14 protein-coding genes are annotated in these 16052 nt (G+C 68.8%); 5 read left to right on the top strand and 9 right to left on the bottom strand.

The annotated features are described in order from the left end of the window. The first annotated feature begins 2 nt into the window (after positions 1-2). The 5 genes from DW306_RS02220 to DW306_RS02200 all read left to right on the top strand — a co-directional run bounded on the left by DW306_RS02220 (position 3) and on the right by DW306_RS02200 (position 5228). A complete protein-coding gene (locus DW306_RS02220) occupies positions 3-1160 on the top strand; it encodes a mannitol-1-phosphate 5-dehydrogenase (RefSeq protein WP_136054014.1) in 1158 nt (385 codons plus the stop codon). Between the two features lie 97 nt (positions 1161-1257). Then, positions 1258-2550: an NAD(P)/FAD-dependent oxidoreductase gene (locus tag DW306_RS02215; RefSeq protein ID WP_136054013.1), complete on the top strand. Its 1293-nt coding sequence runs from the start codon at positions 1258-1260 to the stop codon at positions 2548-2550. Next, positions 2547-3500: a bile acid:sodium symporter family protein gene (locus DW306_RS02210; protein WP_136054012.1), complete on the top strand. Its 954-nt coding sequence runs from the start codon at positions 2547-2549 to the stop codon at positions 3498-3500. Before DW306_RS02215 ends, DW306_RS02210 begins: the two co-directional genes overlap by 4 nt. Further along, positions 3497-4471, top strand: a complete 975-nt coding sequence (locus tag DW306_RS02205) for an NAD-dependent epimerase/dehydratase family protein (protein WP_136054011.1) — start codon at positions 3497-3499, stop codon at positions 4469-4471. Before DW306_RS02210 ends, DW306_RS02205 begins: the two co-directional genes overlap by 4 nt. Before the next feature lie 10 nt (positions 4472-4481). Beyond that, positions 4482-5228, top strand: coding sequence for an alpha/beta hydrolase (locus DW306_RS02200; protein ID WP_168429202.1), 747 nt, complete (start codon positions 4482-4484; stop codon positions 5226-5228). 4 nt (positions 5229-5232) lie between these two features. Here DW306_RS02200 and DW306_RS02195 read toward each other — a convergent pair whose 3' ends face one another. The 9 genes from DW306_RS02195 to DW306_RS02155 all read right to left on the bottom strand — a co-directional run bounded on the left by DW306_RS02195 (position 5233) and on the right by DW306_RS02155 (position 15849). Next, complete coding sequence (locus DW306_RS02195; RefSeq protein WP_240747020.1) at positions 5233-6318, bottom strand: polysaccharide deacetylase family protein; 1086 nt, start codon at positions 6316-6318, stop codon at positions 5233-5235. Positions 6319-6368: 50 nt separating this feature from the next. Continuing rightward, positions 6369-7484 (bottom strand): adenosine deaminase, encoded by a 1116-nt coding sequence (locus DW306_RS02190; protein WP_136054009.1) that lies wholly within the window; start codon positions 7482-7484, stop codon positions 6369-6371. Positions 7485-7534: 50 nt separating this feature from the next. Continuing rightward, positions 7535-8827, bottom strand: a complete 1293-nt coding sequence (locus DW306_RS02185) for a thymidine phosphorylase (protein WP_136054008.1) — start codon at positions 8825-8827, stop codon at positions 7535-7537. Next, entirely contained in the window at positions 8824-9222 is a 399-nt protein-coding gene (locus DW306_RS02180) for a cytidine deaminase (protein WP_046012982.1), read from the bottom strand. Before DW306_RS02180 ends, DW306_RS02185 begins: the two co-directional genes overlap by 4 nt. Before the next feature lie 26 nt (positions 9223-9248). Continuing rightward, a complete protein-coding gene (locus tag DW306_RS02175; protein WP_136054007.1) occupies positions 9249-10535 on the bottom strand; it encodes an ABC transporter permease in 1287 nt (428 codons plus the stop codon). Continuing rightward, a complete protein-coding gene (locus DW306_RS02170) occupies positions 10532-11851 on the bottom strand; it encodes an ABC transporter permease (RefSeq protein WP_136054006.1) in 1320 nt (439 codons plus the stop codon). Before DW306_RS02170 ends, DW306_RS02175 begins: the two co-directional genes overlap by 4 nt. Continuing rightward, the gene (locus DW306_RS02165; RefSeq protein ID WP_136054005.1) at positions 11848-13362 is read right to left on the bottom strand and encodes an ABC transporter ATP-binding protein; all 1515 of its coding nucleotides are present in this window, start codon (positions 13360-13362) and stop codon (positions 11848-11850) included. The genes DW306_RS02170 and DW306_RS02165 overlap by 4 nt, the downstream gene beginning before the upstream one ends. Positions 13363-13470: 108 nt before the next feature. After that, positions 13471-14586 (bottom strand): BMP family ABC transporter substrate-binding protein, encoded by a 1116-nt coding sequence (locus tag DW306_RS02160; RefSeq protein WP_136054004.1) that lies wholly within the window; start codon positions 14584-14586, stop codon positions 13471-13473. A gap of 147 nt (positions 14587-14733) precedes the next feature. Next, positions 14734-15849, bottom strand: coding sequence for a mannose-1-phosphate guanylyltransferase (locus DW306_RS02155; protein WP_136054003.1), 1116 nt, complete (start codon positions 15847-15849; stop codon positions 14734-14736). Positions 15850-16052: the final 203 nt, after the last annotated feature.

Raw genomic sequence — 16052 nt, 5'->3', positions numbered from 1 at the left:
GAATGAAGGCGGTCCACTTCGGGGCCGGCAACATCGGCCGCGGGTTCGTGGGTCTTCTGCTGCACGAGGGCGGCTACGAGGTCGTGTTCTCCGACGTCGCCGACGCCCTCGTGGAAGCCATCAACGCGGTCGACGAGTACACCGTGCACGAGGCGGGTCCCGGCGGCGTGGACCACGTCGTGACCGGGTTCCGTGCGGTCAACAGCCGCACGGACCCGGACGCTCTCACGCGGGAGATCGCGACGGCCGACGTGGTGACGACGGCGGTCGGCCCGACGGTGCTGCGCTTCGTCGCCCCGGCGATCGTCGCGGGTCTCGCCCAGCGCTCCCCGGATGCCGCACCGTTGCAGGTGATGGCCTGCGAGAACGCGATCGGCGCGACGGACCTGCTGCGCACGGAGATCCAGGCCGCGGCCGGAGTGGATGTCGGGGACCTGCTGTCGCGCGCCGTGTTCGCGAACACCGCCGTCGACCGCATCGTGCCCGCGCAGCCCGCCGACGGCGGTGTGGACGTCACGGTCGAGCCCTACTTCGAGTGGGCCATCGAATCGGGGCCGTTCGGAGGGTCGCTCCCCCGCATCCCCGGTGCGCACTTCGTGGGCGACCTCGCCCCGTTCATCGAGCGCAAGCTCTTCACCGTGAACACGGGGCATGCCGCGACGGCGTACTTCGGGGCACGCGCGGGCGTCGAGCGCATCTCGGAGGCCCTGGCTGACTCCGACATCGCCGCTCGCGTGTCGGCCGCTCTGGAGGAGACCTCGGCGGTCCTCGTCGCCGAGCACGGGCTGGATCCCGATGATCTCGCCGCGTATCGGGCGAAGATCCTCGACAGGTTCCGCAACCCCGCGCTGATCGACACGGTGCAGCGTGTCGGTCGTCAGCCGCTGCGGAAGATCTCGCGGAACGAGCGGTTCATCGGCCCCGCCGCCATGGCCGCCGAACGAGGATTGTCGACGGATGCCCTGGTCGCGGCCGTCGCCGCCGCGCTCGAGTTCGACGACGCCGACGATGAGCAGTCCGTCGAGTTGCAACGGCTGCTGCGTTCGGAGGAGGCCAGGGCCTTCACCGAGGTCACCACCGGGCTCGACCCCGAGCATCCGCTCTTCTCCGCGGTGCGCGACGCCGTCGAGACGCGCCAGCGAGCGCTCCGCGACGCCTGATCCCGCGTCGAGCCGAGACGCCCCCGCCCACCCGTTACGATCGGGGCGGGGGCGTTTTCTCGAGCACAGAGACGTGCAAGGACGTGCAGGGAGCAGCATGAGCAGATACGCCGTGATCGGCGCCGGACCGTCCGGACTGGCCGCGGCGCGCGCGCTGCAGAAGCGCGGCATCGTGGTCGACGGGTACGAGGCCTCGCACGGGGTCGGCGGCCTCTGGGACATCACCAACCCGCGCAGCACGATGTACGAGTCGGCACACCTGATCTCCTCCCGCACGACGACCGAGTTCACCGAGTTCCCGATGCGCTCCCGGACCGACTACCCGGGCCACCGCGTGCTCCGGGAGTACTTCCACGATTACGCCGAGCACTTCGGCCTCGCCGAGCTGTTCCGCTTCGACACGAATGTCACCCGTCTCGAGCCGCGTGACGGCGGCTGGGATCTCACCAGCACCGGCCCCGACGGCGAGCAGACGCGGTGGTACGCGGGAGTGGTGCTCGCGAACGGCACGCTCGCCGAGCCGAACATCCCGACGTTCCCCGGCGAATTCTCCGGCGAGCTGCTGCACACCAGTGCCTACAAATCGCCCGAACAGCTGACGGGCAAGCGGGTGCTGCTGATCGGCGCGGGCAATTCGGGCTGCGACATCGCCGTGGATGCCGTGCACCACGCGGCATCCGTCGACATGAGCGTGCGGCGCGGGTACTACTTCGTGCCCCGCTACCTGTTCGGCCGCCCCAGCGACACCCTCAATCAGGGCCGTCCCCTGCCCGCGCGGATCAAGCAGGCCGTCGACAGCCGCGTGCTGCGGGCGTTCACCGGCGACCCGGTGCGCTTCGGGTTCCCGAAGCCCGACTACCGCATCTACGAGTCCCATCCGATCGTGAACACGATGGTGCTGAACCACCTCGGCCAGGGCGATCTGCGGATCCGCCCCGACGTCGAGCGCTTCGACGGACACACCGTGCGCTTCCGCGACGGCAGCGCCGACGACTACGACCTCGTGCTGCTCGCCACGGGCTACACGCTCGACTACCCGTTCGTGGACCGGCAGCACCTGCACTGGCGCGGCGCCTCGCCGCGCCTGTTCCTCAACGTCTTCCCCTCGTCGTTCAACGGCCTGTATGTCATGGGCATGATCGAGGCGTCGGGCATCGGCTGGCAGGGACGGTATGAACAGGCCGACCTGCTCGCGACGTACCTCGAGGCGGTCGAGCACGATCCGGCGCGCGCTGCGCGGTTCCGCGACCGGGTGACCGGCGCGCCCTGGCCCGACCTGACGGGCGGATACCACTACCTCGGGCTCGACCGGATGGCGTACTACGTCAATAAGGACGCCTACCGCGGCGCCGTCCGCCGCGAGAAGGCCGCACTGGAGGCGACGGCGTGAACGTCGACGACGTCGTCCTCTCGTTCACCCCGGGCACGCTCACCATCCTGAACGTCGTGCTCGGACTGATCATGTTCGGCATCGCGCTCGACACCTCGCCCCGTGACTTCCGTGTCGTGGCGAAGCATCCGAAGCCCTTCGTGATCGCGATCCTCGCCCAGCTGCTCCTGCTGCCGATCGCCACGTTCCTGCTGACGCTGGTGCTGCCGGTCGCGCCGTCGATGGCGCTCGGCATGCTGCTGGTGGCCTGCTGCCCGCCGGGCAACATCTCGCAGGTGCTCACCCATCGCGCCGGCGGCAATGTCGCACTGTCGGTCTCCCTGACCGCGGTCGGCAACCTGGTCTACATCGTCGCGATGCCGCTCAGCATCACGTTCTGGGGGTCGCTGCATCCGACCGCTCGCATGCTGCTGCGCGAAGTGGCGCTCGATCCCTGGCGGATGCTGCTCGAGATCCTGCTCATCGTCGGGCTCCCCTTCGCACTCGGGCTGCTCCTGCGAGCGAAGGCTCCCGGATTCTCGGAGCGCGTGCAGCCCTTCGTGAAGTGGTTCAGCCTCATCGCGCTGCTCGGCTTCATCGTCGCCGCGCTGGTCGGCAACTGGTCGGTGTTCGTGCAGGTGCTCGGCGTGATCCTCCTGGTGGTGACGGTGCACGACGCCGTCGCCCTCGCGCTCGGCTACGGCACAGCGGTCGTCGGCGGACTCGGCACGCGGGAACGCAAGGCGATGACCTTCGAGGTCGGCATCCGCAATGCGGGTCTCGGTCTCGGTCTGGTGTTCCTCTTCTTCGACGGGCTGGGCGGCATGGCGATCGTCGCGGGGTGGTGGGGCATCTGGGACATCATCGCCGGTCTGATCGTCGCCGGCCTGTGGGCGAGGCACACGAAGCGGCGCACGGGATCCGCGACAGGAGACGCGAGCGGACGCAGCATGAGCGAGGCCGCCCCATGACGCGCGTGCTGATCACGGGCGGCGGGGGCTTCCTCGGATCCCACGTCGCCCGCGCTCTGGCGGCCAGAGACGATGTCGAACTCGTCGTGTCGGCCGATGTGCGAACCGGCAGCGCGCGTGCGGGCATCGTCGACGCCGTTCTGGACGTCACGGACTCCGCCGCCGTCGCTCCCCTGCTGCTCGAACATCGCATCGACACCGTGGTGCATCTCGCCGCGATCGTCGATCCCGGTCGAGACGTCGACCTCGAGTACCGCGTGGATGTGACGGGCTCGGCGAACGTGCTGGCGGCGTGCGTCACCGCCGGTGTGCGCCGGATCGTGGTGTCCAGCTCCGGCGCGGCGTACGGGTACCACGCCGACAACCCGGACTGGATCGATGAGGATCAACCGCTCCGCGGAAACGACGCCTTCCCGTACGCGCGCCACAAACGGCTGGTCGAGGAGATGCTCGCCGAGCACCGCACGACGCATCCGGATCTCGAACAGGTCGTGCTCCGCATCGGCACGATCCTCGGCCCGACCGTGCGCAACCAGATCACCGCTCTCTGGGACGGCCGTCGGGTCCTCCGCATCGCCGGCTCCGAATCACCCTTCGTGTTCATCTGGGTCGACGACGTCGCCGCCGCCATGGCGAGAGCCGCGACCGACGGCCCGACAGGCATCTTCAACGTCGCCGGCGACGGACGGCTGACGGTCCGGGAGATCGCGGCACGTCTGGGCAAGGGCCAGCTCGTGCTCCCGGCCTGGGCGCTGGCCGCGGCGCTGCGGCTCGGGCGGATGCTGCGCCTCACCGAGCACGGCCCCGAGAAGGTCCCCTTCCTCCGCTATCGTCCGGTGCTGGCCAACACCAGGCTGAAGGAGGAGTTCGGCTACGTCCCGACGCGAACGACGCGCGAGGCGTTCGAGGAGTATCTGACGACCCACCCCGGTGTCGTCGCTTCGTCCGGTATCGCTCGCGCCGCGGAGTAGCGTGAGAGTCGTGCAGAAGAAGCGGGGTCGTCGCGTCCTGAAAGGGATCCTCTGGAGTCTCGGGATCGTGGTCCTGCTGGGCATCGGCGGCGTCATCGGGTGGAGCCAGATCGGCGTCATGGGTGCGGAGCCCGAGCCCCTCGCCGATGTGAGGGCGAACAGCGCCATCGCCGTGGAGGACGCCGAGCAGGGGATCGTGCTCTCCCCCGCTGACGGCGAGTCCGGCCGCGGCCTGGTCTTCATCCCCGGCGCGAAGGTCGACCCCTGGGCCTACGCCGCCATCCTGCAGGGCCTCGCCGAAGACGGGGTCACCGTCGTGATCACCCGCCCGTGGCTGAACCTCGCCTTCTTCGATCCGCGCGGACTGGACTCGTTCACATCCGCCGCCCCCGACGTCGACGTCTGGAGCGTGGGCGGACACTCGCTCGGCGGTGTCCGCGCCTGCCAGCTCGCCGCCGACGCCGATGCCCTCGTGCTGTTCGGCTCGTACTGCGCGACCGACCTCTCCGCGACGGATCTTCCCGTCCTGAGCCTCGCGGGGAGCGAGGACGGACTGTCCACGCCGGAGAAGATCGACGCCGCGCGCGATCAGCTCCCTGGCGACGCGGAGATGGTCGAGATCGACGGCGCCTCCCATGCCTCCTTCGGCGACTACGGGCCGCAGGCGGGCGACGGCACGCCGACGATCTCGATGGAGGCGATGCACGCCGATGTCACCGAGCTCGTCGGGACCTTCCTCGACGGCCTCCCTCGCTGACCCGTCAGCCGATGCGCGTGACCAGCGCGTCCAGCCCCATCCCGTAGTCGATGCGCACGACGGGGAGCGCCAGCTTGTCGGTGCCGATCCCGACGTAGCCCGGCTCGATCGTGCGCGCCATCTCGTAGCCCGCCTGCAGGACGCCCTGCTTCGCGGTGTCGTTGTAGTGACCGAACGGATAGGCGATGACCTCGCGCACGCCGAGGAGGTCGCCCGACATGTTGAGATCGGCGGCGATCTCATCGACCGTCCAGTTGACGATGCGCCCCTGTCCGTTGGCCCCGGCCTGATGCATGTCATGGGTGTGCGAGCGGCGGAGGACGTAGATCGACGGCGGCGGGTCGGTGCGGTAGGCCGTGATCATGAACGAGGTCGTGAGCAGCTGGTACTTCTCCACCACCGGCGCGGCGAGATCGAACCAGCTCTGATCGGCGTCATCGTCGGTGATGATCACCGAGCGCGCCGGGAGGTACAGCCGGCCGTCGATGAAGGCGCTCAGCTCATCCCAGGTGGGCAGGTAGAAGCCGGTCGTGGCGATGTGGTTCATCTGCGCATCGAAGTCGCCGATGTACGCGTAGTTCCCGCGCAGCCACCCTGACTCGCCCTCGGGGTTGGTGGTGAACTGGTGGTACATCAGGATCGGCACCTGTGTGTTCTCGGCGACGTTCTCCTCCGGCGTCTTCCAGGCGCCGTGGAGTTCGATCTGCTGGTCCGTGCAGCTCACGGGGTCGGCGCCGTTGATGCGCGCGGTCGACGTGAACGCCGCGGCATCCGCGGATGAGGGATACCAGCCCGCGAACACGAGGCCGTCCTGCGCGGGGATCGGAAGTCCGGCGTAGAGCCCGTTCTGCCACTGCAGCATCGGCTCCAGAGCGATCCCATCGCCGACGAAGGACACCGCGCAGGCCAGCGGGTCGTCGGCGCCCTCGAGGAGCTGCTCCACCGGAGTGAGCGGCGTGGGCGTCGGCGTCGGCGACGCCGACGGAGACGGAGACGGCGCGGCCTGGGGCCCCTGCCCGGCGGATGCGCCGTTGAGCCAGACGAAGACGGCGACCGCCGCACCACCCAGCACGACGACGGCAGCGCTCACGATGAAGGCGACCCTGCTCGCCCGACGTCTGTTCCCCCCGGACACCGGCGTCAGATGTCGAAGCCGTCGGCGATCATCTCGACGAGCTCTTCCCGCTCCTCGACCGGGAGGAAGGCGGCCGCAGCCGCATTGAACTGGAACGTCTCGAGGTCGTCGAGGTCGTACTCGAAGGCCTCGACGAGGAGCGCGAGCTCGCGGGTGAGCGAGGTGGCGCTCATCGTCCGGTTGTCGACGTTGACCGTCACCGCGAAGCCGAGCTGGTACAGCAGATCGAACGGGTGGTCGGCGAGGGTGGTGCCCCACGCCGCGATCGCTCCCGTCTGCAGGTTCGACGACGGCGACAGCTCGAGCGGGATCTCGCGGTCGCGCACCCAGCGGGCCAGCTCACCGAACTGCACCTGCACCTCGTCGCCCTCCTGGGTGACGACCTGGAGGTCCTCGGCGATGCGCACGCCGTGCCCGAGGCGCAGCGCGCGACCATCGAGCAGCGCCGAGCGGATCGACGCGGGTCCCGCCGCCTCACCGGCATGCACGGTCACGGGGAAGAAGTTCTCTGCGAGGAAGTCGAACGCCTTGCGGTGATTCGAGGGTGGGAAGCCGTCCTCGGGGCCGGCGATGTCGAAGCCCACGGCCCCGCGACCCCGGAAGTCGACGGCGAGCTCTGCGATCTCCAGCGACCGGTCGGTGTGCCGCATCGCCGTGATCAGCTGACCGACGCGGATGCTGCGCCCATCCCGGTCTGCGGCGTCCTCGCCCTCCTCGATGCCCTGCTGCACGGCCTCGACGGTCTGCTCCAGCGTGAGACCGCGAGAAAGGTGCTGCTCGGGCGCCCAGCGCACCTCGCCGTAGATCACGCCGTCCGCGGCGAGGTCCTGCACGAACTCGCGCGCGACACGCGTGAGCCCCTCTTGGGTCTGCATCACCGCGGTGGTCAGATCGAACGTCTTCAGATACTCGACCAGCGAGCCGGAATCGCTCTTCTTGGCGAACCACGTGCCGAGAGCCTTCGGGTTCGACTCGGGCACGTCGAGGCCGATGGCATCCGCCAGCTCGATGATCGTGGCGGGTCGCAGCGCGCCGTCGAGGTGGTCGTGCAGCGACACCTTCGGCAGGCTGCGGAGGGAGATCCCCTGGATGGTGACGTCGCCGTTCGCATCGATCGACATGGTGATCCTCTCGGTCGCGGAAGTGCTCAGTTCAGGCTAGCGGTCGCGCGTCAGGCCGTGATGCGCTCTCGCACGATCGGCCCCGCCTCCGGGGCGTGATCTCCGATCGCCCAGGAGCCCTCGAGCGCCTCGAGTGCGCGCGGGAACCGGGCCTCGTCGGCGGCGGACAGCGTGAACAGCGGCTGCCCGGCATCCACGCGATCCCCGGGCTTGGCGTGCAGGTCGATGCCCGCCTCGAAGATCACCGGGTCCTCGGCGCGAGCGCGACCGGCGCCGAGGCGCCAGGCGGCGATGCCGAACGGCAGGGCGTCCATGCGGGTGACGACGCCGTCGGTCGGCGCCGTGACGACATGCGTCTCGCGGGCGGTGGGCAGCGGGGCGTCCGGGTCGCCGTCCTGCGCGCGGATCATCGCCTTCCAGGTGTCCATCGCGCGACCGTCGTCGAGCGCGGCCTCCACGTCGGCATCCGGCTTCCCCGCCAGGGCGAGCATCTCCTGGGCGAGAGCGATGGTCAGCGTCCGCACATCGGCGGGTCCGCCGCCGGCGAGGACCTCCACCGATTCGCGCACTTCGTTGGCATTGCCGATAGCGAATCCGAGAGGCACGTTCATGTCGGTGAGCAGCGCCGTCGTCGCCACGCCCGAGTCGGTGCCGAGGGCGACCATCGTGCGGGCCAGCTCCCGGGCGCGGTCGATGTCCTGCATGAAGGCGCCGGAGCCGAACTTCACATCGAGCACGAGGGCGTCCGTGCCCTCGGCGATCTTCTTCGACATGATGCTCGACGCGATCAGCGGGATCGCCTCGACGGTACCCGTCACGTCGCGGAGGGCGTACAGCTTCTTGTCCGCGGGAGCCAGCCCGGAGCCCGCGGCGCAGATGACCGCGCCGACGTCGCCCTGCATCTGCGCGAACATCTCCTCGTTGCTGAGCGCCGCGCGCCAGCCGGGGATCGACTCGAGCTTGTCGAGTGTGCCGCCGGTGTGCCCGAGACCTCGACCGCTCAGCTGCGGAACGGCGACCCCGAACGAGGCGACGAGCGGAGCGAGCGGGAGGGTGATCTTGTCGCCGACGCCGCCCGTGGAGTGCTTGTCGACCGTCTTCTTGCCGAGGGCGGCGAAGCTCATCCGCTCCCCCGAGGCGATCATCGCATCGGTCAGGACACGGATCTCGTCGCGCTCCATGCCGCGCTGGAAGATCGCCATCGAGAACGACGCCATCTGCGCATCGGAGACGTAGCCGCGGGTGTAGGCGTCGACCATCCACCGCAGCGCCTTCTCGGGAACGGCGCCGCCGTCGCGCTTGGCGCGGATGACATCGACCGCGTCGTAGGGCTCGACGGTCATCGTGCATCCTCCAGATCGCGGGGTCCGAACGCGTCGGGCAGCACCTCGTCGATCGTGCGGATGCCGGAGACCGTCTCCAGCAGCATCCCGGGCATCGCGTGCTCGAAGAGCAGCTGGCGGCAGCGGCCGCACGGCATGATCGTCTGCCCGTCGTTGTTGACGCACACGAAGGCGACGAGCTGGCCGCCGCCTGACATGTGCAGGTCGCCGACGAGAGCGCACTCCGCGCACAGCGTCACGCCGTAGGAGGCGTTCTCGACGTTGCAGCCGGCGACGATGCGACCGTCGCCGACGAGAGCCGCCGCTCCCACGCGATAACGCGAATACGGCGCGTACGCCTTGGTCATGGCGTCGGTGGCGACCTGACGGAGCTCGTCCCAGTCGATGTCTGTCATGGCGATGATCCCTTTTCTCGACAGGCCTAGGACTTGATGTAGGGCTTGCCGTCTGCGGCAGGCGCCTTGATCTGCCCGGCGAACCCGGCGACCGCCAGCAGCGTCACCACGTAGGGCAGCATCAGCATGAACTCGCCCGGGATGGGCGTCTTCAGGATCGACAGCAGGTTCTGCAGGTTCGTCGCGAAACCGAACAGGAGCGCCGCCAGCGTCGCGCGAATCGGGTCCCAGCGGCCGAAGATCACGGCGGCGAGGGCGATGAAGCCGAGCCCCGCCGTCATGTCCTTGCCGAACTGGGGCACGGAGACCAGCGTGAAGTAGGCGCCGCCCATGCCGGCGATCGCACCGGCGAGCAGCACATTCCAGAACCGGGTCGGGTTGACCTTGATGCCGACGGTGTCCGCGGCCTGCGGGTGCTCTCCCACGGCGCGAAGGCGCAGACCCCAACGGGTGCGGTACAGCCCCCACGCGACGACCGCGACGGTGATGAACATCAGATACCCGATGAACGTCTGGTTGAAGAGCACGGGGCCGATGATCGGGATCTCACTCAGCAGGGGGATCTTGACGCGCGGGAACCGCGCAGCCGTGTTCAGGGCGGCCTCGTTCGGCGCGAGCAGTGCACCGTAGAGGAACCCGGTCAGACCGGCGACCAGCACGTTGAGCACGACACCGACGATGACCTGCTCGACGAGGTACTTGATCGCGAAGGCGGCGAGCACGCTCGCGACGAGGACCCCGCCGATCATCGCGCCGACCAGGCCGACGAACGGGTTCCCGGTGATGCTGGACAGCAGCGCCGCCGAGAAGGCGCCGAGGAGCAGCTGGCCCTCGATCGCGACGTTCACGACGCCGGCACGCTCGCCGATGACGCCGCCCAGGGCGCCGAACACGAGGGGCACCGACAGCGACACCGCCCCGAAGAGCAGGCTGGTCACCGGGACGAGACCGCCGGCCGAGGCCCAGACGAGGAACCCGAAGACGGCCAGCACGCTGTAGGCGACCACGAGCCAGAGCGAAGGCTTCCGATACGTCCAGGCACGGAGGAAGGCGCCGACCGTCTGCACGACGAGGAACCCGAACACGACCCAGAAGGTCGACACCGTCGGCAAGGCCACATCGGGCAGGGCGAGCGCGGAGGACTGGTCCGAGAGACGGAACGTGCTCGTACCCTCGCGCGGCACCAGCAGGAACAGCAACGCGAGGAGCACGGTGGCGGCTGCCAGAGTGATCGGCGCCTTGAGATGCCGCTGCTTCACGGTCGCGAGCTGCACGGTGCCGTCTGCGGCTTCGGTTTGCACGAGCGACGTCATGCCGTCACCGCCTTCTTCGCGGCCTTGGCTCGCAGCCGGGCCGCCTTCTCGATGTCGGTCTTGGGGAGGAAGAACACCGTGCGCAGCAGCGGCGGTGCGGCGATGAAGAGCACGACCAGGGACTGCACGACGAGGACGATGTCGACCGGGATGTCCTGCGCCTGCATGGAGAAGGAGCCGGCCTTGAGCGCGCCGAACAGGATGCCGGCGGCGAACGTTCCCCACGCGCGGCTGCGGCCGAGGAGAGCGACAGTGATCGCGTCGAATCCGATGCCGGCATCGATCGTCTCGGTGACTCCGGTGGTGACCGCTCCCTGCAGCTGATTCATACCCGCGAGTCCCGCGAGGGCCCCGGCGAAGAGCATCGCGTACACGTAGATGCGCTGCACGCTGATGCCGGCGGCGCGCGCAGCGTGCGGATTCTCGCCCACCGCGCGCATGCGCATGCCGAGGGACGATCGTTCGATCAGCCACCACACGAACAGGGTCGCCACGATGACGAGGACGAATCCGAAGTCCAGCAGGGGGAACTGCGGCCCCAGCAGCTCGGGGAACTGCGCCGATTCGGGTGTCGCAGACCCGAGGGCCTGGTTGGTTCCGGGCTTCTGCAGCAGGGCCGGCGTGCGGATCATCCACAGCAGCAGGTAGTAGGCGATGTAGTTGAGCATGATCGTGAGGATCACTTCATGCGCACCGGTCCGCGCCTTGATGAGCCCGACGATGGCGCCCCACAGCGCACCTCCCGCGATGCCGGCCACCAGGGTGACCGGGATGTGGAGCCACATCGGAAGGTCGAGCGAGAACGTGAGAAGCGCGGCGACCGCGACGCCGATGAGCATCTGGCCGCGCGCACCGATGTTGAACAGCCCGACGCGGAATGCCAGGGCAACGCCGAGACCCGCGGCGATCAGCGGCGCCGCGAATCCGAGGGTGTTCGTCAACGGTCGGATCTGCGCCGCGAAGTCCGCGCCGCGGGCATTGAAGATCGCGCCGCGAACCAGTGCCTCGTAGCCGTTGTACACCGCGTTCCAGACGGCAGCGAAGGTATCACCGGGCTGGGCGAAGAAGTAGACGGAAGCCGCCTGCACGTCTTCGTTGGTGAGGGCGATGAGGATACCGCCGACGATCAGCGCGAGCACGATCGCGAGCACGGTGGTGACCGCGCTTCCGCGAAGGATCTCCTTGAGGATGACATTGCCGCGCGGGGGCGGCGGCACATCGGACGCGTCCCGGGGCACTGTGCCGGTGGGTGTGCCGAGTTGTTCCGGCGGGATGCCCTTGGTCACGTCTCCCGCGCCGGGCGTCGATCCGCTCACGCCGCCACCTCTCCTTCGGCCGCTCCGGCCATCATGAGTCCGAGTGTCTCTCTGGGCGTGTCGCCGGGCACGATGCCGACGATCGCTCCGCGGTACATGACCGCGATCCGGTCGGCGAGGGCGGCGACCTCGTCGAGCTCGGTGGAGACGACGATCACGGGGACGCCGGAGTCGCGCGTCTCGATGATCCTCTTGTGGATGAATTCGATCGAGCCGACGTCGACGCCGCGCGTCGGCTGCGCGGCGACCAGCAGTCGCAGCTCGCGACTCATCTCGCGCGCGATGACCACCTTCTGCTGGTTGCCGCCGGACAGCGTGCCCGCCGGCGTATCCGGCCCCTGCGTGCGGATGTCGTACTCGCGGATGCGCTCCTTCGCGAACGTGTCGAGCACAGCGCGCAGGATCGTTCCGCCGCGGCTGAACGTACGGTCGGCGGTGCGGTCGAGGATCAGGTTCTCGGCGACGGAGAAGCCGGCGACCAGCCCGTCCTCGGTGCGGTCCTCGGGGACGAAGCCGACGCCGGCGTCCAGGATCGCTCGCACGCTCTTGCCGACGAGTTCTTTCCCGTCGAGGGTGATGCTCCCCTCCACGCGGGCGGCGAGGCCGACGATGGCTTCCACGAGCTCCGTCTGGCCGTTGCCCTGCACTCCCGCGATGGCGAGGACCTCACCGGGTCGCACCACGAAGTCGATGCCGTCCACGACGATCGCACCGGCGGGCGTGAGCACCCGCAGGCCGGTCACCTCGAGTCCGCCGTCGCCGATACGGGGCGCGTCCTTGTGCACCGTGAGCTCGACCGCGCGTCCGACCATGAGCGATGCCAGCTCGGCATTCGTCGCCGTGGGCGATGCCTCACCCACCACACGACCGAGACGGACGATGGTGATCTTGTCGGCGACCTCGCGCACCTCGCGCAGCTTGTGCGTGATGAAGACGATCGCCGTTCCCTCGTCGCGGAGCTGGCGCATGATGCCCATGAGCTCGTCGGTCTCCTGCGGGGTGAGCACGGCCGTCGGCTCGTCGAACACCAGCACCTTGGCGTCTCGGGACAGCGCCTTGATGATCTCGACGCGCTGCTGCACGCCGACGGGGAGGTCGCCGACGAGCGCATCGGGGTCGATGTCGAACCCGAACCGGGCGGCGACAGATCGCACGTGCTCTCGCGCCTTCGCGATGTCGAGCGTGCCGAGGGCCTTGGTCTGCTCGTGGCCGAGCATCACGTTCTCGGCCACGGTGAAGACCGGGACGAGCATGAAGTGCTGATGGACCATGCCGATGCCGGCCGCCATCGCGTCACCGGGGCCGCGGAAGCGCTGCACCACGTCGTCGAGGAGGATCTCGCCCTCGTCGGCCTGGTACAGGCCGTAGAGGACGTTCATCAGGGTGGACTTCCCTGCACCGTTCTCACCGAGCAGCGCGTGGATCTGTCCCGGTTCGACCACGAGATCGATGTGGTCGTTGGCCACGAGAGAACCGAATCGCTTGGTGATGCCGCGAAGTTCGAGCTTCATATCTGCACCTTATCCAGAAGAGTCGTCGAGAAGGACCTTCGTCCGATCACAGTGCGGGGCGAGTGGCATCCTGCTCACCACTCGCCCCGCACTTGGACCGGCTGCGACTTACGGGGAGTTCTGCGACTCCACCTTGATGTCGCCGGAGATGATCTGCTCCTGCAGCGCCGCGATCTCATCCAGCAGGCCGTCCGGGAGCTTTCCCTCGAAGTCGCCGAAGCCGGAGAGCTTCACGCCCTCGTTCTCGAGGGTTCCGACGTACGGTGCCGGATCGAAGTCGCCCGTCGAGGCGGCGATGGCGGTGTCGTGCACGGCGACGTTGATCGCCTTCATGATCGAGAACATGGTGATGTCGGCCACGCTCGGGTCGGCCACGGCGAGGTCGCTGTCGACTCCGATCATGAACACATCGTCCTTGCCACTGTCCGCGATCTGTGCGGCGGCGCTCTGATAGATCGGACCGCCGACGGGGAGGATCACGTCGACGCCCTGGTCGAGCACGCTCTTCGCGGTCGACTTGGCCTTGTCGTTCGCATCGAAGCCACCGGTGAAGGAGCCCTCCTGCGTGTTGATGTCCCAGCCGAACAGCTCGACCGCTGCGGACTTGTCCTCGTTGTACTTCTCGATACCGAGCTGGAAACCGTCCATGAACACCGCGACGGAGGGGATCTGCCCGCCGCCGAAGGTGCCGACCTTGTTCACACCGCTCTGCGCGGACCATCCGGCCGCGGCGTATCCACCGAGGTAGGCGGCCTGTGCCGTGTCGAAGACAAGGGGCTTGATGTTCGGGGCGTCGGTCGTGCCGTCGAACTCGAGGTCCGCGTAGTCGTCGATGATCGCGTAGTCGAGCTCCGGGTTCGCGAGCGCGGACTCGACCGTCGCGGCGGCCAGCTTGAAGCCGACCGCGACGATGAGCGAGCAGCCTTCGGAGACGGCGGTCTCGAGGTTCGGCGCGTAGTCGTTGTCGGTCGTCGACTCGAACTCGAGCGGCTTGACGCCCAGCTCGTCGGCGGCACTGTCCATGCCCTCCTTGGCGGACTGGTTGAACGACTTGTCGTTCCAGCCGCCCGCGTCAGAGACGAGGCAGGGGAGGAAGTCGGAATCAGCAGGCGCCCCGGAGCCCTCGGGCTCGGCGGCCGGTGCCTGGCCGCAGCCGGCAAGTGCGAAGACGACGCCAGCAGCGATGGTCGCGCCCAGCAGCTTCTTGGTGGTGGAGATGGTCAACGGATGCCTCCCTCAACGAACCGCGGCCCTCGCGGATCGCTCAAAGTTACCTACTGTTTCAGCTTTTGTGCATGCTCGCGCCGCACGCGCTGGCGAATGGTTACAAAGCTGAAATCAACACAGCCGATGAGCATCGGCCCATGCTCATCAGAGCACGTCGCCCTGCCCGTTGAGCTTGAGCGATTCGACGACGCCCTTCACGCGCTGCGCATGCTGCACCGTGGTGACCAGCAGCGCGTCGGGGGTGTCGACGACGACGATGTCCTGCACGCCCACCAGGCTGATCACGCGCGACGTCTGGCTCACCAGGATGCCGCTCGCGGCATCCGACAGCACACGGGCGTTCGGGCCGAGCACGGCGAGATCGTTCTTGCGTCCGTTGAGGATGAGCTTCGTCAGCGAGGCGAAGTCGCCGACGTCGTCCCAGTCGAAGTGGCCGGGCACGACGGCGAGACGGCCGCGCCGCGCGGCGGGCTCCGCGACCGCGTAGTCGATGGCGATCTTCTTCAGGCGCGGCCAGATGCGGTCGACGGCCGGACCGCGGAGCTCGCGATCGTCCCAGGCCTCGGCGAGCTCGAGGAGCCCGGCGTGGAGCTCCGGCTCGTTCGCGGCGAGCTCTTCCAGCAGCACGCTCGCCTTCGCGATGAACATGCCCGCGTTCCAGAGGTAGCCGCGATCGGCGAGGTACGCCTGCGCGGTCTCGAGGTCGGGCTTCTCGACGAAGCTCTCCACCAGTGCCGCCTCACGGGCCCGCTCGACCACGAGCTCGGGCCCCTTCTTGATGTACCCGAAGCCGATCGCGGGCTCGGTGGGGGCGATCCCGATCGTGCAGATGTACCCCTCGCGGGCGACCTCCACGGCGTCGCGGACGGCGAACTCGAACACACGGGTGCCGCGGATCACGTGATCGGCGCTGAACGAGCCGATGATCACATCGGGTTCCCGGCGCTGCAGGATCGCGGCGGCGAGCCCGATGGCCGCAGCGGACTCGCGCGGCTCCGACTCCAGGAAGACATTGAGATCGTGGATGCCCGGAAGCTCCGCCTCGACGGCGGCTCGGTGAGCCCGTCCGGTGACGACGGCGATCCGATCGGGGCCGGTGAGAGGCTCCAGACGATCCCAGGTGTCGCGCAGCAGCGAGTGGCCCGAGCCGGTGAGGTCGTGCAGGAACTTGGGGGCGTCCGCGCGCGAGAGCGGCCACAGCCGACTGCCGATGCCGCCGGCGGGGATCACCGCGTAGAAGTCCTTGATGGGCGAGGTCATCGTGCCAGCGTATCGGGGCGTCCTCTCGCGGTCGCCGGGGCCTCTGCCGATATGCTGCGCGGCACCCTGTGCTGCCGCTATGGTGACGCCATGCGCCGGTCCCCCAGAAGCCCGCTCGTCCGCACTGTCCGCGCCGTCGCCGCAGCGCTCGCTGTGACGCTCGGAGCTGCGGTCCTCGCCCCGTCCGCCGCGTCCGCGGCGGG

It is taken from the genome of Microbacterium sp. K24, from assembly GCF_004794465.1.
GTDB lineage: Bacteria > Actinomycetota > Actinomycetes > Actinomycetales > Microbacteriaceae > Microbacterium.
Note: the sequence above shows the minus strand (reverse complement) of the source record. Positions and strands in the feature narration are given on the sequence as shown.